The sequence below is a fragment of the Colwellia sp. genome, assembly GCF_013215345.1.
Lineage (GTDB): Bacteria > Pseudomonadota > Gammaproteobacteria > Enterobacterales > Alteromonadaceae > Colwellia.
The window spans coordinates 1-23,061 of sequence record NZ_JABSOV010000029.1 but is presented as its reverse complement, the minus strand read 5'-3'; the positions used below and the strand labels follow the sequence as shown (position 1 = coordinate 23,061).

Here is a 23,061-nt window from a genome sequence, read left to right as displayed (position 1 = left end):
TTTATGGTAGTAATGAATGTTCTTCACATAAATTTATAGGGAGTATCTTGAATAGTGATAAGAAAATAAGCTTAATTAACAGCCCATGTGTTAGAAATTGCTGCTTAGATGGCGATGATATCTGTTTGGGATGTTTTAGGCACATCGATGAAATAGTAGCGTGGCGTAGTTATTCTGAGCAAGATAAGCAGCAGATTGTTACGTTGTGCCAACAAAGGCGAGAAAACAGTGAGGATAACTCTTAGCAATACTTGTTACGTAAGTTATCATGCTTCTGCCCAAGTGCCCAAGCAAGTTAAGTAAATAATTGAATTTTTAAAAGGACTTTTTGTGATTAATAAGAAAACCCTCAAGTCAATGCTCTCCTTTAGTGAGAACCAGCATCCTGGCCCTAGTTTTATCGTTATCTATATAGCTACTTGGCTTGCCTGGCACAATCAATTATTTAGCCATTTCATCAATACTCAGGGTGATTTTTTTACTAAAGTGTCAGCCGCGTTATCCGCTATTGAAGACAATCAATATATTGTCGTGTTGTTACTTACTGGTTTAATCTTTATTGTTCGTCTTGGTGCGAATTATTTAAGCTTTAAATCTAAGGAGTTGTTAAATTCCGCTGATGATGATTTCGTCAATGTTAGAGATGATCAAAAGTTTGCGAAAAATACTGATATTGCGAATTTGATGGCTACCCTAACAAAAACGCAACAACAACTGGCTGAGACTAGAGCACGTGAGAAAAAAGCAGTCACTGATAAAAATGATGCCATTAAAAAGTTATTAAGTGTGCAACATGAATTAGATGAAGCAAGAGCAGATATCGATATGTTAAATCAAAGCAAAGCTAGTTAACCTTGGCTAATATGGATAAAGACGCTAGCTAGTGTTAATTAATGGGAGTGTTGGACGCTAAAAAGCCTAAGCATCTCTACTCAGGCCTTTCTCGACTGAACGGATTAAGCGCAGTGTTAATCTATGATTTTTCCCTTGCTCGGCAGCCACTTTCGCGGTCAACATTTTTTTATTGTTTTGCTGAGTAAGTGCCCAGCTAATATGTTCTGCAACCAACTCACTTACCGCAGATTGTTTTTTAGTTAATGCGCTAACAATGTTGTCGCTATAAGGGGCATTGCCTAATGCCACAGCAATATTACGTAGCCAACTTTCAAAGCCTATACGCCTGATGGGAGAGCCTTGTAATGTGTTAAGAAAGTATTCTTCTGACCAAGCGAATAACTCCAATAAACTGATGTCATCGAGATTGTTTCTCGCTTGAAAGTCATCCTCAAGACTGAGCTTAGCGTATTTGTTCCATGGGCAAATTAATTGGCAATCATCACAACCATAAATTCGATTACCCATTAATGGCCGTAATTCTTCAGGAATGGCTTCGGGTGATTCAATGGTGAAATAAGAAATGCAGCGCCTAGCATCAACTGTATAGGGTGCTACTATCGCCTTAGTTGGGCAGATTTTGATACAGGCGACGCAGCTACCGCAATCATTAATCTTGCTTTGTGTTTCAATGGCTTTACTCGCATTGACACTATATTCATTGCTGCTTACCGGTAGCGGTATATCAACAAATAATTCACCCAGAAAAAACCAAGAACCGGCTTCTTTATTGATTAATAAGGTATGTTTACCCGCCCAACCTAAGCCAGCTTTCTCTGCTAATGGCCTCTCCATTACGGGGGCAGAATCAACGAAGGGGCGGCAATTAAAATCGCTGCAGTGCTCGGAAATTTTCTTGCCTAATTGCTGTAAGCGTTTGCGCATTAATTTATGATAATCACGACCAAGGGCATAACGGCTAATATAAGCTTTGTCTTTATCTTTTAGTATGCGGGCAAATTGAGCATTTTGTGGCAGGTAATCTAAACGTACACTAATGACTCTTATGGTACCGGGCACTAATTCTGCTGGTCGCGCACGCATCAAACCATGGCGTGCCATGTAATCCATATTGCCGTGGTAGTTATTAGCTAACCAAGCTTCGAGTACACTTTCATGAGCCGTTAGGTCAATATCACTGATGCCTAAATCAGAAAAACCGAGTTCTTTACCCCAACCCTTGATTTTTTCGGCCAATTCTTGATAGTTAATAAGAGACATTGTCATACAATTACAGTTAGCTTTAGTCCATTTGCTGAACCATTGATTGTGGTTAAAATTTTAACCTTGAAATTATCGCTAAGTTTATCACAAAAGCCGCCAGTGACGTCAATGTATGTGCTAACCAGGTATTGAAAAATGAAGCTAAGATTGCGCAAAGTTAACACATAGCAATGTATGATCTTATGCAAAGTGCCGGTGCAGCCGTTTTTACCCAGCTATTGAAAAGCTGGCCTAATACCAAGCACATATTAGTGCTGTGTGGTAAAGGCAATAATGGTGGCGATGGTTTTATAATTGTCACACTAGCCGAGCAAACAAAGATAAAGGTAAGTGTTTTACTTACCTTTGCTTTTAGCCCGTTAAAAGCTGATGGACTGTTGGCATAGCAAAACATGAGCTCTGCCGGTGTTTTTTTGTAGCCGAGCGTTTGAGTGATGCTAATTATGCTCTCGGCTTGGCATCGGGCGGTATGGGAGACGTATTAAGTGGCATTATTGGTGCGTTAGTGATGCAAAGTGATGATGTTTTTTACGCAACATGCTTGGCAGCCTATATTCATGGCGCGTCAGCTGATATTATAGCCAATAACAATGGTCAACGGGGTTTGTTAGCCAGTGACTTATTTGTACCCTTGCAGCAATTGCTCAATGGTAAAATGACTAATCCGTCATAATAGTAGTCACAGCAATGACCTTATTAAACATAGAAAAGCAAAATGAAACAATTAGAATATTTTTTAGCTGATGAAGCCGCCACCATTGCCATTGGAACAGGGCTGGCAAAAGTACTTAAAAGTACCGCCGATCAGCAACTATTAGTGGTTTATCTTAACGGTGATTTAGGCGCGGGTAAAACCACGCTTACACGCGGTTTTGTTCGAGGTATGGGACATCAAGGTAATGTAAAAAGCCCAACTTATACCCTAGTTGAACCTTATGAATTAGAAAACTGGCGAGTATTTCACTTTGATTTGTATCGCCTTGCTGATGCCGAAGAATTAGAATATATGGGCATACGGGATTATTTTAATAATGACTGTTGCTGCTTTATTGAATGGCCAGAAAAAGGCACCGGCCTCTTGGCTAAAGCAGATTTAATCATTAATATGGCTTATCAAGATGAACAAAGAGTCATCAAGCTGCAAGCTGAATCTATACATGGCGAACAAGTGATGACAGCACTTGCACAAATAATAAAGTTATAAAAATTGGGGGAGTTGGATGTATTACAGGGTTCTTCTAGCGCTAGTAAAGTTACGCGCATTTAGTTTATTATGTGCTTTTGCCTTATCGATGTTATTTTCGGTAAGTGGCTTTGCTGCTAATAGCATTGATGGCATTCGTGTCTGGCCGGCGCCAGAAAATACTCGTATAGTTTTTGATGTTAAGAAAAAACCTGATTACAAGTACTTTACCTTAAGTAATCCAAACCGCTTGGTCATCGATTTTACCAACACTAAAAATACTGTGCCGCTAAAAAACCTTGCTGCCAACGATCCTCGGGTAAAGCTTTTTCGATCTAGTATCAATAAAGGCAAAACCCGCTTAGTGTTAGAGCTGAGCCAATCCTATCAACTTACTGTTTTTCCGCTATCACCAGCAGGCCAATATGGTCACCGTTTAGTTATTGATTTATATGATAAAAAAACAACAGTGAAAAGCACTGCTAAAGACAGGAAAAATATAGGCGATATTATAATTGGTGTTGTTGCTGGTCATGGTGGTGAAGATCCTGGCTCAATTGGCAGTAAAGGCACCTATGAAAAAAATGTAACCTTAGCGATAGCTAAAAAATTGCAGAAGCTAATTAATAAAGAAAAAGGTATGAAGGCGGTAATGATCCGTACCGGTGATTATTATGTTAATTTAAATCGTCGCACCAGTTTAGCTCGAGAAAAAAATGTTGATTTCTTAGTCTCCATTCATGCAGATGCATTCCGTACCCCTGGACCTAGTGGTGCCTCGGTCTGGGTTGTGACTAAACGTAGGGCCGAATCAGAGATGGCCAAGTGGTTAGCAAATAGAGAAAAAAAATCAGAATTGCTTGGCGGCGGCGGCGGGGTAATCAAGAATACTTCAGATAGCCACTTAGCGCTGGCCTTAGCGGATATGAGTAAAGAGCACTCCCTTGGCGTAAGTTTTGGTGTTGCTAATAAAGTGATCAAAGAAATGAAAAAAATCACTAAAATGCATAAAAAGACGCCACAAAATGGTAATTTTGCTGTGTTAAAGTCATCAGATATCCCCTCTATTCTGGTCGAAACAGGTTTTATTTCTAATCATAGAGAAGAGAAAAATTTAACTTGGCCTAAACATCAGCAGCGGTTAGCTAATGCAATTCATACGGGTATTAAAGCACACTTTCTTGCTTATCCTCTAACCGGCTCATACTTTGCTTCTGTTGGTTATAAAAAGCATAAAGTACGCAGTGGTGAATCATTATCGGTACTAGCTAAACGTTACAATATCTCTATGAGTAAATTAAAATCTGTCAATAACTTAAAGTCTAATTCTTTACGTATTGGGCAAACCTTAAAAATTCCCCGTACTGGATAACCCCTATGACTATTGCGATATTACCGGCACGTTTGGCTAACCAAATTGCTGCTGGCGAAGTGGTCGAGCGCCCTGCATCTGTTATTAAAGAACTGATTGAAAATAGTTTAGATGCTGGTGCTACATCGATTCACATTGATGTTGATAAAGGTGGCATCAAAAAGATAAAAATCACTGACAATGGTCATGGCATAGTTAAAGACGAATTAACCTTGGCGTTAAGTCGTCATGCAACCAGTAAGATCAAAGATTTAAATGATCTCGAAGCTATTGATAGCTTAGGGTTTCGTGGTGAAGCATTAGCCAGTATCAGCTCAGTTTCCCGGTTAACCTTAACCTCCAAACCGAACACTCAAGCTACTGCATGGCAAGCCGTCGCAGAAGGGCGAGATATGTCGGTGCATATTAAACCTGCGGCTCACCCCGACGGTACCAGCATTGAAGTACTCGATCTGTTCTTTAATACGCCCGCTAGGCGGAAGTTCTTACGTACAGAAAAAACAGAATTTAATCATATTGATGAAGTAGTACGTCGCATTGCACTGGCCCACTTTCAAGTCAGCTTTATGTTAACGCATAACGGTAAAACTGTTCGTCAATACCGTATGGCGAGTACGCATGCACAACAGACGAAACGTGTAGCTAGTGTCTGTGGACCAAAGTTTATTGAACATGCTGTTGAAGTCGATTGTCCCCACGACAATATGAAGCTATCTGGCTGGTTAGCAAAACCAAGTTTCTCACGCAGTCAAAATGATCTTTGCTATAGCTATGTTAATGGTCGGATGATGCGTGATAAGTTAATTAATCATGCCATACGCCAAGCGTATGCAGATTTATTGCCGCCAGATACTTATCCAGCCTTTGTCTTATTTTTGCAGCTTGATCACAAAGAAGTGGATGTTAATGTTCATCCAGCAAAACATGAAGTACGCTTTCATCAAAGCCGCTATGTACATGATTTTATCTATTCTGTTTGTCATAAAGCGTTGACGTCAGCGTTATCCGGTGAGGAGTTATTTACTACACCTGATAGTGATATTACGCTAGCACCAGAGCAGTCCTATGCTTCTGTAGATGGAATCGGTATCAATGAAGCTCAAGTTGGCCAGTCGCCGAGCGCGAATGACTCATCAGTAAATTACCCACGGGCAGATTATGTCACACCGTTACAGCCAGCAAATGATGCTAGTCATCGTCAATCGGCTTATGGTTATATTGGTAATGACAGGCAAGCAACGAGTAATAGAGTTTCTCCAGCGGCAGCGACTAACTATCAAGCATTAATGACGCCTTATACTGACGTTGTAAGTGAAGTGCCGCTTTCAATAGCATCGGATAAAGAGTTTGAACTCGAACATGAGTTAGGCAATCAGCAATACTCATCAAATCAGAGCATCTTGCTAAGCTTACAGCAACCTGGGTATGCACTTTATGAAGTCGATAATAAAGTAAGAGTTCTATCGCTGTTTAAATTAGCAACAAATACTTACAGTAAACTTGTTGAGCAAAGTTGGCAGACAACAAGAGAGCAAGCAGATAGCACTATTGCCGGCTTAGTCAGTCAACCTTTATTATTACCCGTGATGGTAAGTCTTTCTGACCAGCAATTAAAGCTGGCCTTAGCGGAACAAGAACAACTGACTAAAGCGGGTGTGATATTTGTTGAGCAGGGAAGAAATAAAATACAAATAAGGCAATTCCCGGCGCTATTGCGTGAGCAAGATGTAAGTCGTGCCTTTATCGTCATTATTGATGATCTTATTCAACAGCATAATACTAATGACGGTAAACAACTTAGTGAAGATAGTTTTTATCATAGTATTGGCTTTGCAATGGTTTTAACGCAATACGATGCAATACAGGCAGAAATTTTATTAAAACTGTCAAGAAAACTGTTTAATGGACAACTTAGTGAACAATTGCTCTTGAATTCTATTGCCCTTGACCTTACATCTCATATTAAGCAGTTGCTTTAATTCCTTTAGTTAATTTAGATAGAGTTCAGTATTCGTGTCAGTTGAAAGTATCACAGAGTCAAATCAGCCACCTGTTATTTGTTTAATGGGACCAACAGCATCGGGTAAAACCGCCTTGGCCATGGCACTACAAGAAGCGTTGCCTTGCGATATAGTCAGCGTCGACTCCGCGCTCATTTATCGAGATATGAATATAGGTACAGCTAAGCCAACCAAAGTAGAATTGGCTCAGTATCCTCATCGACTTATTGATTTACGGGATGCTAGCGAGAGCTACTCAGCAGCCGATTTTTGTCGAGATGCCTTAGCTGAAATTGCTGAGATTAGAAGTAATAACCGTATTCCATTATTGGTCGGCGGTACTATGATGTATTTCAAAAGCTTAATTGAAGGAATTTCGCCGTTACCGACAGCAAATACCGAAATACGCCAAGCGATTGAGCGTGAAGCTTTGGCAAAAGGCTGGCAAGCAATGCATGATCAGCTAGCGGAAATAGACCCCGTTTCTGCCTTACGAATTCATCCAAACGATCCACAACGCTTAACCAGAGCCCTTGAAGTGTATAGGCTAACAAGTAACACTTTGACACAATTGACTCAAATAAAAGGTGCTAAGCTCGGCGGCAATGTTCTACAATTAGCGATAACGCCTCAAGAGCGAAGTACGCTACATGAGCGAATTGCCTTACGTTATCAACAAATGATTGCCATGGGCTTTGAACAAGAAGTGATTAAGTTAAAATCACGAGGTGATTTACATCAAGATTTACCTGCTATTCGCTGCGTAGGCTACAGGCAGATGTGGCAATACCTTGATGGTGAATTTGATCATGATGAAATGATTTTTCGTGGTGTTTGTGCAACTAGGCAATTGGCTAAAAGGCAATTAACTTGGTTACGCAATTGGCCCGATTTACACTGGTTAACAACGGATGATAACACTAACTTAGCACAAGTTTTATCACTGCTTGACAGCAAGAAAAAAGCATAAGCAAATATAAAGCATTAGTTGAAAATTGATGTATAATTAATTTGTTAGCTATTTAATACGACGTTGTGTTGTGTTGTTTTCATAGTAAATTTTTCAGAAACTTTGTTACTGTTCTTCAAGTTTTACCAGTAACGTTTTAATAATAATAAAAGGGACCATATAATGGCAAAAGGGCAGTCTTTACAAGACCCATTCTTAAATGCTTTACGTCGCGATCGCATTCCAGTTGCAATATATTTAGTTAACGGTATTAAGTTACAAGGACAAGTAGAATCGTTCGATCAGTTTGTTATTCTCCTTAAAAACACTGTTAGCCAGATGGTATATAAGCACGCTATATCTACCGTTGTACCTTCACGCGCTGTTATTACAGCACCAGCACCTAGCACGGATGATCAACCTTCAGATGCTTAAAGCTTTTTATCTTTCTTTGAGTACATTCAATCATGGCACTAGGATTTAACGCTATTGTTTGAACGTTATCAAGCGGGTGAGCAAGCCGTACTTGTTCATTTAGACTTTCCAGATGAAAGCTGTAGAGAAGACCTAAACGAATTTAAAATGTTAGTGTCTTCAGCAGGTGTACAAGCGTTAACCGTGGTAACAGGTAAGCGAAATACTCCACACGCTCGTTTTTTTGTTGGCTCAGGTAAAGCTGAAGAAATACGAGACGCAGTTCATTTAGTTGGCGCTAATGTTATTCTGTTTAATCATAGCTTAACACCGTCTCAAGAAAAAAATATTGAGGCATTATGTGAATGCCGAGTTGTTGATCGCACTACTTTAATTCTAGATATTTTTGCCCAACGAGCTCGAACTCATGAAGGTAAATTACAAGTCGAATTAGCACAGCTACGTCATATGAGTAGTCGCTTGATTCGTGGGTGGACGCATTTAGAACGACAAAAAGGTGGTATCGGCCTTCGAGGGCCAGGTGAAACACAACTAGAAACAGATAGACGGTTATTGCGTGAACGCATGGTTAACATTCGTAAGCGTTTAGGGAAAGTTGAAGTACAAAGACAGCAAGGGCGTAGAGCTAGAACTAGAGCCGAATTACCGACTTTATCGCTAGTGGGCTATACCAATGCTGGTAAATCAACTTTATTTAATACCCTAACTCAGTCAGAAGTTTATACGGCTGATCAACTATTTGCGACTTTAGATCCGACATTAAGAAAAATGGAGTTACCAGGCGTCGGTCGGGTTATATTAGCTGATACGGTAGGCTTTATTCGTCATTTGCCTCATGATTTAGTCGCGGCATTTAAAGCAACGTTGACCGAAACTCGTGAAGCTGAGTTGTTATTGCATGTGGTTGATATTTCAGATGACAGGCGTAGCGAAAATATCGAACAAGTAGAATATGTACTTAAAGAGATAGAAGCTCACGACGTGCCTCAGTTGGTTATCTGTAATAAAATTGATAACTTAGATGATATTGAACCGCGTATAGATAGAGACGATCAAGGTGTTCCAATTCGTGTTTGGCTTTCGGCACAAGCGAATATTGGTGTTGAGCTGTTATTTACAGCACTTGCTGAACGATTGGACATACAAGTTGTGAATCACCAATTGAATATCCCGCCAAGTGCAGGAAAATTACGTGGTGAATTGTACAAGTTAAATTGCATTACCAGTGAGGCTTTTGATGAGCAAGGTTATTGTCACCTTGAAGTGAATATGCCATCGCGGGAATGGGACAGATTAATTGCGACTAAGTACAGTGAATTAGTCGATTATATCGAACATTAAGTTAAATAATTTTAATTATAGCGGCGATAATTCTATTTTTTGCCGATTTTAGTGGAGAACAATATGGCTTGGAACGAACCGGGGAATAATGATAAAGACCCCTGGAAAAATAAAGGTGGCAAGAATCAAGGTCCACCTGATTTAGATGAACTTCTTAATGATCTTGGTAAAAAAGTTACCGGGATTTTTGGTGGTAAAACCACTAAAGGTGGTTCTGGCTCAGGCAAAAGCTTTTCTAGCATTGGGTTAAGTATTGCTTTGATCGTCGCTTCAATTGTTTATGCCTTTAGTGGTTTTTACACCATTAAGGAAGCTGAGCAAGGTATTGTACTAAGATTTGGTGAGTACTCAGGTACAGTTGAACCTGGTATTAACTGGAAGTGGACCTTTATTGACCGCATTATTCCGGTAGATATACAAAGTACCCGTGATATGCCTTCATCTGGCTTTATGCTAACTAAAGATGAAAACGTAGTACGTGTAGAGATGCAAATCCAGTATCGTGTTGTTGATCCCCGCAACTATATTTTCAGTGTAACTAATGCTGATGATAGCTTGAATCAATCACTTGATAGTGCGCTTCGTTATGTTGTTGGCCATGCCGATATGGATGACATTCTAACTCGTGGACGTGAAGATATTCGTCAATCGGTATGGCAAGAGTTAGAAAAAATAATTGCCCCTTATAACCTAGGCTTAATTATTGTTGATGTTAACTTTAAAGACGCTCGTCCACCAAATGAAGTGAAAGATGCTTTTGATGATGCAATTTCTGCACAAGAAGATGAGGTTCGTTTCCTACGTGAAGCCGAAGCTTATGCTCGTGGTATAGAGCCTCGTGCACGTGGTCGAGTTAAGCGTATGGAGCAAGAAGCCATTGCCTATAAAGCTCAAATAGTCTTAGATGCACAAGGTGAGGTAGCTCGTTTCGAAAAAATCTTACCCGAATATCAGGCTGCTCCGAAAGTAACACGTGAACGTTTATATATTGCCACCATGGAAAAAGTATATGGCAATACTAGTAAGGTTATGATTGATGTTGAAGGGAGTAATAATATGATGTACTTACCTTTAGATAAAATTATTCAACAGCAAAATACCAGTAAACGCAGTAATAAAAATTCTTATGCTCCATTAACTGAACCTAATCTAAACACATCACCTTCGTCATCGTCAGACCGCTCTGATAGATTCAGCAACGGGAGAAACTAAACAATGAAAAATTTTATCATTGCGATAATATCGCTACTTTTCATTCTTGCGGTATCGTCAGTTTTTGTGATTTACGAAGGCCAACGTGGCATCGTATTCCAATTCTCAAAGATTAAACGTGATAGTGCTACTGATGAAATGATGGTGTTTGAGCCGGGTTTACATTTCAAGATTCCATTTATCGAGACAGTACGTAAATTAGATGCGCGTATTCAAACGTTAGATGAACCAGCAGATCGTTTTGTAACATCAGAGAAAAAAGATTTAATGGTCGACTCATTTGTTAAATGGCGCATCGTTGATTTTTCTACTTATTACCTCCGTACTGGCGGCTCTGTAGATAATGCTCGTGCACTACTTAAGCAGAAAGTTAATAACGGTTTACGTACCGAATTCGGTAATCGTACCATTAAAGAAATCGTTTCTGGTGATCGTTCTGCGATCATGAGTAAAGCCTTAGAAAGTGCTTCCAGTAGTCGGGAAGATTTAGGCATTGAAGTAGTAGACGTACGTATTAAAGCGATTAACTTACCTACTGAGATAAGTAATTCAATTTATGAGCGTATGCGTGCTGAGCGAACGGCTGTTGCTAAAGAGCATAGGTCACAAGGTCAAGAGCAAGCAGAAATTCTCCGTGCGACTATTGATGCTAAAGTAACAATCATGTTAGCTGAAGCACAAAAGAACTCTTTTACCGTACGTGGTGAAGGTGATGCTATTGCAGCGAAAGTTTATGCCGATGCTTATACCAAAGATGCCGAGTTCTATAGCTTCTATCGTAGTCTTGAAGCGTATGAAAAGAGCTTTAGCAGTAAAAATGATATCATGGTGGTCCAACCTGATAGCGAATTCTTCCGTTATTTAAAAGGCGGTAGTGCAGTTAAAAACTAGTTAGTACTCTAGTGTTATAAAAAGCCAGCATATCTGCTGGCTTTTTTGTACCTAATACAAAATATCTTGATGCAGAATCAGCTGTACTTAACCTGATCCCGGTTTAAGATATATTTAACTCATTGAAACTATGAGCCAAATAACTTAGTGCTACCTCTAGCTTGATAGTTTTTCTTAATTCAAGGCTAATTTACGCGTCAATAGCTGGCCTATTGCAAGTGAATTTAACGCAGAAGTAAGTAAAAATAGCGGCTAGAGAAACATTTGTTAAGCCGAGTTCAGGTTACTTAATGCAAATGAACACTATGAAACAAATAACCCGTTTAACTTCTGTTATATTCAAGGAGATTAACTCTAAATAATAGATAAATAGCAGTAGTAAGCGCGACTGTAGAGTACCCATTCAATAAAGGTAAAAAAATGACAATAAGAAAATATCTTATCGCGGCAATCGTATCGTTACCAATGACAACAACGTTAATGGCGGCAGAAGCTCCTTTAGTTTCCATTAAGACCCAAGATGACTTTTTTAATAATATCAGTAAACTCTGTGGTAAATCCTATGAGGGTAAAGTTACTGTTGATAATTCAGATGGTGGTAGTTTTGCTAATAAAAAATTAGTTATGCATGTGCGCAAGTGTACTGATAGTCAATTACAAGTCCCTTTCCATGTTGGTGACGATGCTTCACGTACTTGGATCATTACTAAAACTGGCTCAGGTTTGTCGCTAAAGCATGATCATAGACAAAAAGATGGCAGCAACGACAATTCAACTATGTATGGTGGTCATACTAATGACGCTGGTTGGGCCGAAGTACAATCTTTCCCTGCAGATCAATACTCTAAAGAACTTTTTGTCTCTAATGGCATACCACAATCTGTTGGTAATACCTGGCAAATGTATATCTATCCAGAAAAATTTACTTACCGGTTGATCCGTCAAGGTAGAGAATTTAGAGTAGATTTTGACTTAACTAAGCCAATTAGTACGCCAATTACGCCCTGGGGCTATGAATAATTATTGAGCTAACTTGTTAACTTAATAGGTTATTTTAAAAGCAGCCTAAAAAGCTGCTTTTTTCTCTTGGACTACAAATAGATCTTTGGTAAAATCCCCGCCTAATTTACTTACGAAATAGTAAAACATGGGCAAAAATGTAGTTGTTCTCGGCACCCAATGGGGTGACGAAGGTAAAGGTAAGATCGTAGACTTACTAACTGATAAAGCTAAATATGTAGTTCGTTATCAAGGCGGTCACAATGCTGGCCATACTTTAGTGATTAACGGTGAAAAGACCGTGTTACATCTTATTCCATCGGGCATATTACGTGATAACGTAAAATGTCTAATTGGTAATGGTGTAGTTTTATGTCCTAAAGCTTTAATGACAGAAATTACCATGTTAGAAGCCAAGGGCGTTCCAGTACGTGAGCGTTTATTGATTAGTGACGCATGTCCACTAATCCTTCCTTACCATAACGCTTTAGATGCTGCACGTGAAATTGCACGCGGTAGTAAAGCCATTGGTACTACAGGTCGTGGTATTGGTCCAGCATATGAAGATAAAGTTGCACGACGCGGTTTACGTGTTGGTGATTTATTCTGTGCAGAGACATTTGCGGTTAAACTAAAAGAGATTGTTGAATATCATAACTTCTCATTGGTTAACTACTATAAAGTTGAGCCAGTGAACTATGAAGAAGTACTAGCTGATGCGTTAGCTGTTGCAGATACCATTAAAAAGATGACGGCTGATATTTCAGAAATATTAGATCAAGCGCGCAAAGCGGGTGAGTCAATCATGTTTGAAGGTGCTCAAGGTACTTTACTTGATATCGATCATGGTACTTATCCTTATGTAACCTCTTCAAATACTACTGCCGGTGGTGTTGCTACAGGTTGTGGTGTTGGACCTCGTCATTTAGATTACATCTTAGGTATTACCAAAGCTTACACTACGCGTGTTGGTTCAGGTCCTTTCCCGACAGAGCTACATGATGATATCGGTGAACATTTAGGTACCGTTGGCCATGAATTTGGTGCTACTACAGGCCGTGAGCGTCGTTGTGGTTGGTTTGATGCCGTTGCTATGCATCGTGCAATTCAAGTAAATAGTATCACAGGTTTTTGTTTAACTAAGCTTGACGTACTTGATGGTTTAAAAACATTAAAAATCTGTATTGGTTATAAAACTGAAGCAGGTGATATTATCACTGTGCCACCTACGGCAGCTGAAGGTTATGAAAAGGTTACGCCAGTATACGAAGAGATGCCAGGCTGGACTGAAATCACAGTAGGCGCAACATCAGTTGATGCCTTACCTGAAAATGCTATTGCTTACATCAAGCGTATTGAAGAAATTACCGGTATACCAGTAGATATTATCTCTACCGGTCCAGATCGTGTTGAAACGATTATTAAAGTGAACCCTTTCGTTTAGGATAACTTTAGCTATTTTTCTCTAATAAAGAGAAGGTAGGGTAATTACTTAATAAAAAGTCTAGCTAAGTGCTGGGCTTTTTTTTGACTTTTTTTGGGAAATTTTTTGATTAAATTACCAAGTATGAGTAAGTGATCGGATGTCTAGATTAATCCATTTCGGTTATCATAGTACGCTATATATGGCATGTGGATAGATAATGTCTTTTAAATAGCTTTAAGCCTGTTCCAGCTTAGCTAAGCTAGATTATTGCTTGAATAGTTAATTCGATATAGTCGATATTTATCAAATTGATATGATTTTATCGTATGCTAGAGTCTTATTGGTTATAGCTTACATAAATGTCATATAGCAAAACAGACTTGTATTGAGCTATTTAATTGCAATACCATATAAGTACGTAAAAGCTAGTATTAATAATCACGATAATAATAAGAAAAAACAAATATAGCTATACTTGCACTAACAACAAAAACTAACACTATCAATAACGCATTAGGAATTATCATGACAGATCTACGTCAGCAAGCTTTAGATTACCACTCCCTACCTACGCCAGGTAAAATTAGTGTTGCATTGACAACATCAGCGGAAACAAGTTATGACTTGTCACTCGCTTATAGCCCAGGTGTAGCTGAGCCTTGTCGTGAGATCGCTAAAAACCCAGATGATGTTTATAAATACACAGCTAAAGGCAATACTGTTGCGGTTATTACTAATGGCACGGCGGTTTTAGGTTTAGGTAATTTAGGACCTATGGCGTCAAAGCCAGTTATGGAAGGTAAGTCGTTACTTTTCAAACGTTTTGCCAATATTGACTCTTTTGATATCGAAGTAAAACATAAAACGATTGAAGAGTTCGTCAATACTGTTGCCAGTATTGCGGATAGTTTTGGTGGTATTAACCTTGAAGATATTAAAGCGCCGGAATGTTTCGCCATAGAAAAAGCGCTAATTGAACGTTGTGCGATTCCGGTGTTTCATGATGATCAACACGGAACAGCCATAGTAACAGCTGCAGGCATGATGAATGCGCTAGATATCCAGGGTAAAGATATTAAACAAGCTAACATCGTCTGTTTAGGTGCCGGTGCTGCAGCAATAGCGTGTATGGAATTATTGATTAAGTGTGGTGCCCAGCGTGAAAAAATTTACATGCTAGATACTAAGGGTGTAATACACACTCGTCGTACTGATCTAAATGAATATAAAACACTATTTGCTAACAATACCGATAAACGTACCCTTGATGATGCTATCGAAGGGGCTGACGTTTTTGTCGGTGTTTCAGGTCCAAATCTTCTATCTCAAGAGCAAGTACAATCCATGGCGAAAAATCCTATAATTTTTGCTTGTTCTAACCCAGATCCAGAAATTAAACCTGAGCTTGCCCTTGCTGTGCGTGATGACTTAATTATTGCTACTGGCCGTTCGGATTATCCAAATCAAGTAAATAATGTTCTGTGCTTTCCATTTATTTTCCGTGGAGCATTAGATGTTCGCGCTAGTACTATCAATGATGCTATGAAAATCGCAGCTGTACATGCCATTAGAGCGCTAGCCAAAGAGCCAGTACCAGAGGAAGTACTTAAAGCGAGTGGTGTGAAAGCCCTGACCTTTGGTAAAGATTACATTATTCCTAAACCTATGGATTCTCGTTTGTGTGCTGCCGTTGCTAAGGCTGTTGCCCAAGCTGCGGTAGACTCTGGTGTTGCCGCTCTAGAAATGCCTGAGAACTACATGGCTTAGTAGTTATTGGCTAATGAATGTGAGGGCAATGTCACTTTACCTTCGTTAGTCCTTGATTGTTTTGACAACAATACAAATAAAGGTCATGGTATAAAAATTACCTTGGCCTTTTTTATTGGATAATTATTATGAAAAAAACTTTAATCGTAGCGGTTACATTGACCTTACTAGTAGCTGGCTGTTCACAAGCACATGATGTATCAAACAATGAAAATAAAGTGACTGAGCTAAGGGAGAGCGATATGGATAAATCAGCAAAACAAAGTTGGCAACAAGTTACCGTGAAGTACTTGAACTTTGAAGGTGGTTTCTACGGTTTAGTGTCGAGTAAAGGTGAAAAACTTTTACCAATGAACCTAGCCAAGGAGTACCAATTGGAAGGTACACAATTGAAAGTGAAAGGTCAGCTGATTAAAGATATGATGACCATTCAACAATGGGGAGAACCCTTTAAAATTAACGATGTTGAGTTAATTAAGTTAGGTAATAAGCAGGACAAAAACACAGGTGCCAAGTATTAAGGCTGCTTGCATGCCAAGGGTTGTTTAAATAATGTTAACTGGCTTTTACCTGCAATAAATTGAACTTGATACAAGTTTTGATAATCCTTATCACTTAAATCAGCTACTTTTTTACCGCTCAATAACTGAGTAAGTTGTGGAGTAGTATTACTATGGCCGACAATGAGAGTATTTTCTTTCTGCAGCTTTAAATGCAGAGCAAATTGCTCCAGCTGTTTAGGATTATAATGTTTGATTGCAACGTGTTGCTTTTTAGCCAGCGGGGCAGCTGTCGACATGGTTCTTTGGTAGCTTGTACTGTAAACCGATTTTATCTCAGCATTGCTAAGTAAAGTGGCTAACTGCTTTGCTCTTGCCTTACCACATTGAGTTAATGGCGGGTTTTTACTGTCAGTCTGTTTTTCAGCATGTCTTACTAGGTAAAGAGTAAAATTATCGCTCGCTAGGCAAGGTTGCAATAATAAAGCACTGGCAATCATTAAAGTTAATTTTTTCATCATATAGCTTTTATTGTATTATTTTCTTTAAATAAAAGTGAGCGGTTCAGAGTGATAAGTATTTACTATCACTCTGAACCGTAAAGCCTATACCATCATTAAAACAACCGGTTTAACCCATTTAAGGCAGCTACACGAAATGCTTCAGCCATAGTTGGATAATTGAAAGTTGTTTCAACAAAGTATTCTATGGTGTTGCCACCATTTTTTTGCTGCATAATTGCTTGTCCGATATGAATAATCTCAGCAGCATTTTCACCAAAACAATGAATGCCTAAGATTTCTTTAGTCTCACGGTGAAAAAGTATCTTCAACGAGCCAACCAGATTATTAGAAATTTGTGCACGAGCAAGGTGTTTAAACTGAGCACGACCCACTTCATAAGGTATTTTGGCTGCGGTGAGCTCCTGTTCAGTTTTACCGACAGAGCTTATTTCAGGAATAGTGTATATGCCTGTGGGTATATCAACAATTAACTTAGCTTTACTCGTACTATCAACCATAGCTAAAGCGGCGATTCGACCTTGATCAAAAGCAGCACTGGCTAGGCTTGGGTAACCGATAACATCACCTACGGCATAAATATTATCTACGTCAGTTTGATAACAATCATTTACTTTCAACTGACCGCGACTATCTGCTTTTAAGCCAGCAGCTGTAAGGTTTAAATCTGCAGTATTACCTGTGCGTCCATTAGCAAACAGTAAACAATCGGCGCGCATTTTTTTACCTGACTTCAAATGTACCACTACAGCATCATCGGTAGCTTCTACGCGTTCAATCTCTTCACCGTGGCGTATAACTACACCGTTATTCCATAAGTGATAACTGAGTGAGTCAGACATTTCTGTATCTAAGAACGACAGTAATCGCTCACGGGTATTGATTAAATCTACTTTTACCCCTAAGCCTCTAAATATAGAAGCATACTCACTACCAATAACACCTGCACCATAAATAATGATATGTCTAGGAGCATGTTTTAGGCTTAATATACTATCGGAGTCATAAACTCGGGAATGATTAAAGTCAATATTATCCGGTTGGTAAGGTCGAGATCCGGTAGCAATAACTATTTGTTTAGCGGATATTTTTTCTACTGAACCATCAGGATGCAACACACGTATAGTATGGGCATCAATAAAAGAAGCTTCACCAAATATATGTTCTACGCGATTACGGTTATAAAAACCGCTACGTAAATTAACTTGCTTACGAATTACCGAAGAGGCATGACTTAATATATCTTGGAAGGTTAATTGCTTTACTTGATCGTTTTGATTAAACAATGGGTTGGAGTTGTATTCAATCAAACGACTTACTGATTGGCGTAATGCTTTTGATGGAATGGTACCCCAATGAGTACAACCACCGCCAACTTGATGGTAACGTTCAATAATGGCAACTTTCTTTTGGCGCTTAGCAAGATTCATTGCCGCACCTTCTCCTCCTGGGCCCGTACCTATAATAATTACGTCATAATCAAAACTTTTTACTTCAGTTTTACTTGTTTTTGATTTAGTCAAAAGAAGTCCTCAAACCTTGCTCATTCATTTTATTTGAAGCAAAAATTTTAACAGGATTTGAGGCAAATGGTAATACAGTTTTTAGACCATTTTATTGATGTTAACCGAGTTTTTCCGTTAAAGTCTGCCAGCTACGACGTTGCTCCGTTAATCTTTGCTTTAATTCTTGGTAATGAGCCATCAAGTCTGATTTTTCAACCTCAACCAGTAGGTGTTCTCGTTTTTCTTGCAAGACTTTTTTACGAATAATGTAATACTCGTTAATCTTATTTACCAGTAATTCATACTCTTGTTGAAGGTATATAAGAGTTTGCTCAGTATGTGGGTGACTAATTAGCTTTGCTTTAGTATGTTTCAGTGTCATGGCAATACGCATCTTTTCGATTTTATCTTCAGGGCTAACACGTAAATGATGAGTTAGACCTAACCACTGACAGCTTTTAATTAACCATTTTGTTGGGTCAAATTGCCACCATCGAATACCATTACGGTAATCATTTTCAAAAATATGATGATAATTATGATAGCCCTCACCAAAAGTTAGATAAGCTAATAAACCATTATCTCGAGCGGTATTTTTGTCACTATAAGTCTGTTTTCCCCAAATGTGTGCCAATGAGTTGATGAAGAAAGTTGTATGGTGACTCATTACCAGACGAAAGAATCCTACCAATAATAAACTATTAATTACATTGCCATGCCATAAACCAAAAGCAACCGGAATACCTATGTTCATTAATAGCATTAGTAGTAAATAATGTTTGTGTTGCCACATAACGATGGCATCTTTCTGTAAATCCCGAACATTTTTGTAATCATGGTATCGATTTGCTTGATACTCCCTACACATCCAACCTATATGAGAATACCAAAATCCCATTTTAGCTGAATAGGGGTCGACATCATTTTTATCAACATGCTTGTGATGTATTCTATGGTCTGAGGACCAATGTAGAATACTATTTTGTAAGGCAAAGGCACCACCAAGTGCAAATATGAAACGCAAACTCCAATGCGCTTGATAGGTTTTATGTGACCAGAGGCGATGATAACCTGCTGTAATTGACATGCCACAATAAATAAAACAAAGCAATGCAAAGATTATTTCCGTGTTATCAAAACCATAAGTTAATGCCCGATAAGGCACAGCTATAGCGGCTACTAAAAAGGTAACTAAAAAAAGTGTAACATTAGGCCAAATGACAGCGGGTTTATTCATTTCTTTCTCTAAAATAGTATTAAATAAATTTAAGCGTACACGTGTACGCTGTTATAACTATTTTAGCTAGATCATCCGACCAGTCAAGTATGTTTATTAAATATCTTTATACTTATTGGGCAAAACTGACATTTATTCGCTATTACAGTATGATAGCTATAGAAAATAATTCGGTATTTTTACAAGAGCAATGAGCATGAGTGGTGTAAGAGCACAGCAAAAAGAAAAGACCCGTCGTCAACTAATTAATGCGGCTTTAAAACAACTCAGTGCCGAGCGCAGTTTCTCTAGCTTAAGTTTACGCGAGGTAGCAAAAGAAGCCGGATTGGCGCCAACTTCTTTTTATCGTCATTTTTCTGATATGGACGAATTAGGTTTAACTCTGGTAGATGAAGCGGGTTTAACGCTTAGACAGTTAATGCGTCAAGCACGACAACGTATAGCTAAAGGTGGCTCTGTAATTCAAATATCAGTGCAAACCTTTATGGAGTTAATTGAAAGTAATGGTAATATTTTCAGACTCTTACTACGTGAGCGTTCTGGGACTTCTGCAGCTTTTCGTGCCGCAGTTATTCGAGAGATACGTTATTTTACTATGGAGTTGTGCGATTATTTACAAAAAGCTAACCAATTAGACGCAGATGTCGCTTATATGCAAGCCAATGCAGCGGTAACCATTGTTTTTAGTGCTGGCTCAGATGCGCTTGATATTGAAGACAAAGCAGAGCGCGATCAACTAGCCCAGCAAACTATTCAGCAACTACGCTTCATTGCACGCGGCGCACTTGAGCTCAGTGATCGCCGTAAAAAATTGAGAAGAAATCGCTAGTTCTACTTCCTTGTTAGTATTACACCTGTTTCAACATGATGGGTGTAAGGAAATTGATCAAACAAAGCGAATTTATCAATCTTATGGGTTTTAACTAGCAGAGCTAGGTTATCTTTTAATGTTTCTGGGTTGCAAGATATGTAGATAATTTTGTTAAAGCGACTTACCAATTCAACGCTATCTTTATCCAATCCAGCACGTGGTGGATCAACTAGCACAGTATCGTAGTTATATGCTGTTAAATCGAAACCTTCTAAGCGTCTGAATTTACGCTCGCCATTCATTGCCTGGCTAAACTCTTCACTCGACATACGAACAATATCGATATTATCAATATTGTTTTTACTAATGTTTATTTGGGCAGAACGAACCGATGTTTTAGATATCTCTGTACCTAGTACTCGCTCAAAGTTTTCAGCAAGTGCAATACTAAAGTTACCATTACCACAGTACAGCTCAATTAAATCTCCACTGGAATTTATCGTCGCTTGCTGAGCCCATAACAGCATTTGCTCATTTACGCCGGCATTGGGCTGGGTAAAGCTATTTTCTACTTGCTGATATACAAAGGTCTTTTCCCCAACCTGTAATGATTCCATCACATAATCTTTATCAACAATAATTTTTTGCTTTTTTGCTCTACCAATAATATCAACGGGAGCAATAGTTGATAATTGAGCTTTTAACTTTTCGGCTTCAATTTGCCAATTATCTTCCAAAGGTTTGTGGTACAACATACTTATTAATAGCTCGCCACTTAATGTCGATAAAAAATCTACTTGGAATAGCTTGAAACGTAATTCCTTATGGCCTTTAATAGCAGTTAACAAAGCTTTCATCGCTTTATTAATTAATTCGCTGGCAACAGGGAAGTCGTCTACTCTAAATTTTTCCTTAGTTTTACTATCAAACATAATATAATAAAGATCATCACCATCATGCCAAACCCTAAATTCAGCTCTTTGACGGTAATTTAAGGGGGCAGATGGATATAAATCGGCAGGTGGTAACGCAAAGTCACTAAATAACTCAGCCATATCTTGTTGTTTTTTAGATAATTGCGCATCGTAATTATCGGGATGAATGTGACTAAACATAAAAGTGCCTTGTATAAAGAAATAGAGATAAGAATAACAGCGCGGATTTTACTATCGACTTAGCTTTTGTCTAGCCTTTAATTCATATAATTAATAAACAAAGTATAACTAAAAAGTTAAATTTTTAGTGCATCTTGCCAATAATTAACTATGTTGTAAGACTAAGGTAAGGTTTGTATCATGGTTAATTAAACTAACCCCTTGAATATTAAGATGCCTGTAGCTATAAAAAGCCAAAGCCGTTCAGCAGTCTTCATTAAAGTAAGTGCAAGTTTTTACTTGGATGATGCTATTAACAAAAAATAGCGAGTAAAGCAGAGTTGAGCATTACAATGGATGACTATAGGCTTTAATTGCTGCTTGATATGAGAGGTAAGCTGCTTGAAGCTTTAGCAAAAAGGAAATTCGTTAGAACAGTTAATGTTAATGCGGTAACTAAAAGTCATTAAAAAAGGCCACTAACCTTCGTTAGTAGCCTTTTATATTTTACTCAATCAGAGATTAATCATCTAGATTATTTTCATCTGTTCGTTCAGGGCGTTCTTTTGCTTCTCTTACTTTAAGTGTACGCTGTTGAAACTCTGTATCATTTAAAGCTGAAATAGCAGTATCTAAATCATCAGCAGCCATCTCAACAAAACCAAAACCGCGACGTTTTCCGGTATGCTTATCTTTCATTAAGCGTACAGAAAGTACCGCGCCATGATTGGAAAAAAGTTCTCTTACTGCGGTTTCATTTGCTCTATAAGGTAAGTTACCAACATAGAGTGTTCTAACATCTTCATCTGAAACATTAGTGTTACTGTCTGTAGATGAACCAGAGCTAGTTGAGGACTTACCAATAACTAGAGGTGCGAGAAACGCACTAATAAATACTAGACCAGCTACAAGAGTAGAGCTAACTGGCATGGTAGGGGCGACAATGTATGTGATGATGTATGCGATGATGGCAAAAACAACAGCAATGATGACTGTTTGTAAAGTTGGAGACTTCATATAAAGATACCTAATTATTATTTTAATAAACTAATTTAACTGCTTGAATATATGCAAATAGCAATTCTATGTTACGCAGCTTTTTATAATGTGCAACTATCAAGTGCAAAATTTATGCAATTAATCTTCTAATAAAGCACAAACACTAAGAATACCTACTAGAATAGTTGTTTAAATAATCATTATGTCGCTTAACTAAACGAACGATTAAATAACTAGGATTTTATGTTAAAAAGCTATTGACCAAAACTTAAAGCTCTCTATAATGCGCTCCAGTTCCAAGGGGTTCAGGCGAAAACCTTTACCAACTGGGCGTTTTGATAAGTTATCTACTTGCTTTTAAGCGAAATTAGTTAACTTAACGTAGGATTTTAAATTTATTTAAAATAAACGTTGACTTCAAAACTCGGAAGCGTATTATACGCATCCTGCTTCGGGGCTACAGCAACGAAGCCAAGCAAATTAAGTTCAACTTAACTTGCTCCGGTGAAGAGCGAATGCGACTCTCATCGATATCTCAATCGAGATATTTTCTTTAACAATTAGTTATCATGCAATTTGTGTGAGCACTCACATTAATGTTGTTTTACCTAGTTTTCCTTTCGGGGAGAACAAAAACGCTTAATGAATGATGTTCATGCAAATAAATATAGTTACTTATTTCTAGCGAGATAGGTAGCGAC

General features: G+C 38.4%; 23 protein-coding genes. 17 read left to right on the top strand and 6 right to left on the bottom strand.

What is annotated here, in order from left to right; all coding sequences use genetic code 11:
- The first annotated feature begins 47 nt into the window (after positions 1–47).
- Entirely contained in the window at positions 48–245 is a 198-nt protein-coding gene (locus tag HRT50_RS06340; RefSeq protein WP_291612496.1) for a DUF1289 domain-containing protein, read from the top strand.
- 85 nt (positions 246–330) lie between these two features.
- Positions 331–852, top strand: a complete 522-nt coding sequence (locus HRT50_RS06335) for a hypothetical protein (protein ID WP_291612494.1) — start codon at positions 331–333, stop codon at positions 850–852.
- Between the two features lie 66 nt (positions 853–918).
- On the opposite strand, the gene queG is transcribed toward HRT50_RS06335, so the two are convergent.
- Positions 919–2,121 (bottom strand): tRNA epoxyqueuosine(34) reductase QueG, encoded by a 1,203-nt coding sequence (gene queG, locus HRT50_RS06330; RefSeq protein ID WP_291612492.1) that lies wholly within the window; start codon positions 2,119–2,121, stop codon positions 919–921.
- Between the two features lie 167 nt (positions 2,122–2,288).
- Here queG and HRT50_RS06325 point away from each other — a divergent pair, with 167 nt between their 5' ends.
- The 14 genes from HRT50_RS06325 to HRT50_RS06260 all read left to right on the top strand — a co-directional run bounded on the left by HRT50_RS06325 (position 2,289) and on the right by HRT50_RS06260 (position 16,214).
- Positions 2,289–2,504: an NAD(P)H-hydrate epimerase gene (locus HRT50_RS06325; protein ID WP_291612489.1), complete on the top strand. Its 216-nt coding sequence runs from the start codon at positions 2,289–2,291 to the stop codon at positions 2,502–2,504.
- A 41-nt stretch (positions 2,505–2,545) separates the two neighbouring features.
- Positions 2,546–2,791 (top strand): NAD(P)H-hydrate dehydratase, encoded by a 246-nt coding sequence (locus HRT50_RS06320; RefSeq protein ID WP_291612487.1) that lies wholly within the window; start codon positions 2,546–2,548, stop codon positions 2,789–2,791.
- A 42-nt stretch (positions 2,792–2,833) separates the two neighbouring features.
- Positions 2,834–3,322: a tRNA (adenosine(37)-N6)-threonylcarbamoyltransferase complex ATPase subunit type 1 TsaE gene (gene tsaE / locus HRT50_RS06315; RefSeq protein ID WP_291612484.1), complete on the top strand. Its 489-nt coding sequence runs from the start codon at positions 2,834–2,836 to the stop codon at positions 3,320–3,322.
- Between the two features lie 16 nt (positions 3,323–3,338).
- On the top strand, positions 3,339–4,673 hold the full coding sequence (locus tag HRT50_RS06310; protein ID WP_291612469.1) for an N-acetylmuramoyl-L-alanine amidase: 1,335 nt from the start codon (positions 3,339–3,341) through the stop codon (positions 4,671–4,673).
- Between the two features lie 5 nt (positions 4,674–4,678).
- Entirely contained in the window at positions 4,679–6,652 is a 1,974-nt protein-coding gene (gene mutL / locus HRT50_RS06305) for a DNA mismatch repair endonuclease MutL (protein ID WP_291612467.1), read from the top strand.
- A gap of 49 nt (positions 6,653–6,701) precedes the next feature.
- Positions 6,702–7,643, top strand: coding sequence for a tRNA (adenosine(37)-N6)-dimethylallyltransferase MiaA (gene miaA / locus HRT50_RS06300; protein WP_291612527.1), 942 nt, complete (start codon positions 6,702–6,704; stop codon positions 7,641–7,643).
- A 162-nt stretch (positions 7,644–7,805) separates the two neighbouring features.
- Positions 7,806–8,057 (top strand): RNA chaperone Hfq, encoded by a 252-nt coding sequence (hfq, locus tag HRT50_RS06295; RefSeq protein WP_291612465.1) that lies wholly within the window; start codon positions 7,806–7,808, stop codon positions 8,055–8,057.
- Positions 8,058–8,111: 54 nt separating this feature from the next.
- Positions 8,112–9,398, top strand: coding sequence for a ribosome rescue GTPase HflX (hflX, locus tag HRT50_RS06290; RefSeq protein ID WP_291612463.1), 1,287 nt, complete (start codon positions 8,112–8,114; stop codon positions 9,396–9,398).
- Between the two features lie 63 nt (positions 9,399–9,461).
- Entirely contained in the window at positions 9,462–10,610 is a 1,149-nt protein-coding gene (hflK, locus tag HRT50_RS06285; RefSeq protein WP_291612461.1) for an FtsH protease activity modulator HflK, read from the top strand.
- Positions 10,611–10,613: 3 nt separating this feature from the next.
- Positions 10,614–11,501, top strand: coding sequence for a protease modulator HflC (gene hflC, locus HRT50_RS06280; RefSeq protein WP_291612459.1), 888 nt, complete (start codon positions 10,614–10,616; stop codon positions 11,499–11,501).
- A gap of 420 nt (positions 11,502–11,921) precedes the next feature.
- Positions 11,922–12,521: a hypothetical protein gene (locus HRT50_RS06275; protein ID WP_291612457.1), complete on the top strand. Its 600-nt coding sequence runs from the start codon at positions 11,922–11,924 to the stop codon at positions 12,519–12,521.
- Between the two features lie 127 nt (positions 12,522–12,648).
- Positions 12,649–13,944, top strand: a complete 1,296-nt coding sequence (locus HRT50_RS06270) for an adenylosuccinate synthase (RefSeq protein ID WP_291612455.1) — start codon at positions 12,649–12,651, stop codon at positions 13,942–13,944.
- A gap of 507 nt (positions 13,945–14,451) precedes the next feature.
- A complete protein-coding gene (locus HRT50_RS06265; protein WP_291612454.1) occupies positions 14,452–15,693 on the top strand; it encodes a malic enzyme-like NAD(P)-binding protein in 1,242 nt (413 codons plus the stop codon).
- A 128-nt stretch (positions 15,694–15,821) separates the two neighbouring features.
- The gene (locus tag HRT50_RS06260; RefSeq protein ID WP_291612451.1) at positions 15,822–16,214 is read left to right on the top strand and encodes a hypothetical protein; all 393 of its coding nucleotides are present in this window, start codon (positions 15,822–15,824) and stop codon (positions 16,212–16,214) included.
- Here HRT50_RS06260 and HRT50_RS06255 read toward each other — a convergent pair.
- The 3 genes from HRT50_RS06255 to HRT50_RS06245 form a co-directional block, all read right to left on the bottom strand.
- Positions 16,211–16,711 (bottom strand): histidine phosphatase family protein, encoded by a 501-nt coding sequence (locus HRT50_RS06255; protein WP_291612449.1) that lies wholly within the window; start codon positions 16,709–16,711, stop codon positions 16,211–16,213. The genes HRT50_RS06260 and HRT50_RS06255 overlap by 4 nt on opposite strands.
- A 98-nt stretch (positions 16,712–16,809) precedes the next feature.
- The gene (gene sthA / locus HRT50_RS06250; protein ID WP_291612447.1) at positions 16,810–18,237 is read right to left on the bottom strand and encodes a Si-specific NAD(P)(+) transhydrogenase; all 1,428 of its coding nucleotides are present in this window, start codon (positions 18,235–18,237) and stop codon (positions 16,810–16,812) included.
- Between the two features lie 100 nt (positions 18,238–18,337).
- On the bottom strand, positions 18,338–19,456 hold the full coding sequence (locus HRT50_RS06245) for a fatty acid desaturase (protein ID WP_291612445.1): 1,119 nt from the start codon (positions 19,454–19,456) through the stop codon (positions 18,338–18,340).
- Between the two features lie 196 nt (positions 19,457–19,652).
- Between HRT50_RS06245 and fabR the strand changes: the two genes are divergently transcribed.
- Positions 19,653–20,285 carry an HTH-type transcriptional repressor FabR gene (fabR, locus tag HRT50_RS06240; RefSeq protein WP_291612443.1) on the top strand — a complete coding sequence of 211 codons (633 nt, stop codon included), beginning with the start codon at positions 19,653–19,655 and terminating at the stop codon, positions 20,283–20,285.
- A gap of 2 nt (positions 20,286–20,287) precedes the next feature.
- Here the strand turns inward: fabR and trmA are convergent, their stop codons facing one another.
- On the bottom strand, positions 20,288–21,382 hold the full coding sequence (gene trmA / locus HRT50_RS06235; protein ID WP_291612441.1) for a tRNA (uridine(54)-C5)-methyltransferase TrmA: 1,095 nt from the start codon (positions 21,380–21,382) through the stop codon (positions 20,288–20,290).
- A 501-nt stretch (positions 21,383–21,883) separates the two neighbouring features.
- Complete coding sequence (locus HRT50_RS06230; RefSeq protein ID WP_291612439.1) at positions 21,884–22,378, bottom strand: RNA-binding protein; 495 nt, start codon at positions 22,376–22,378, stop codon at positions 21,884–21,886.
- Between the last annotated feature and the right edge of the window lie 683 nt (positions 22,379–23,061).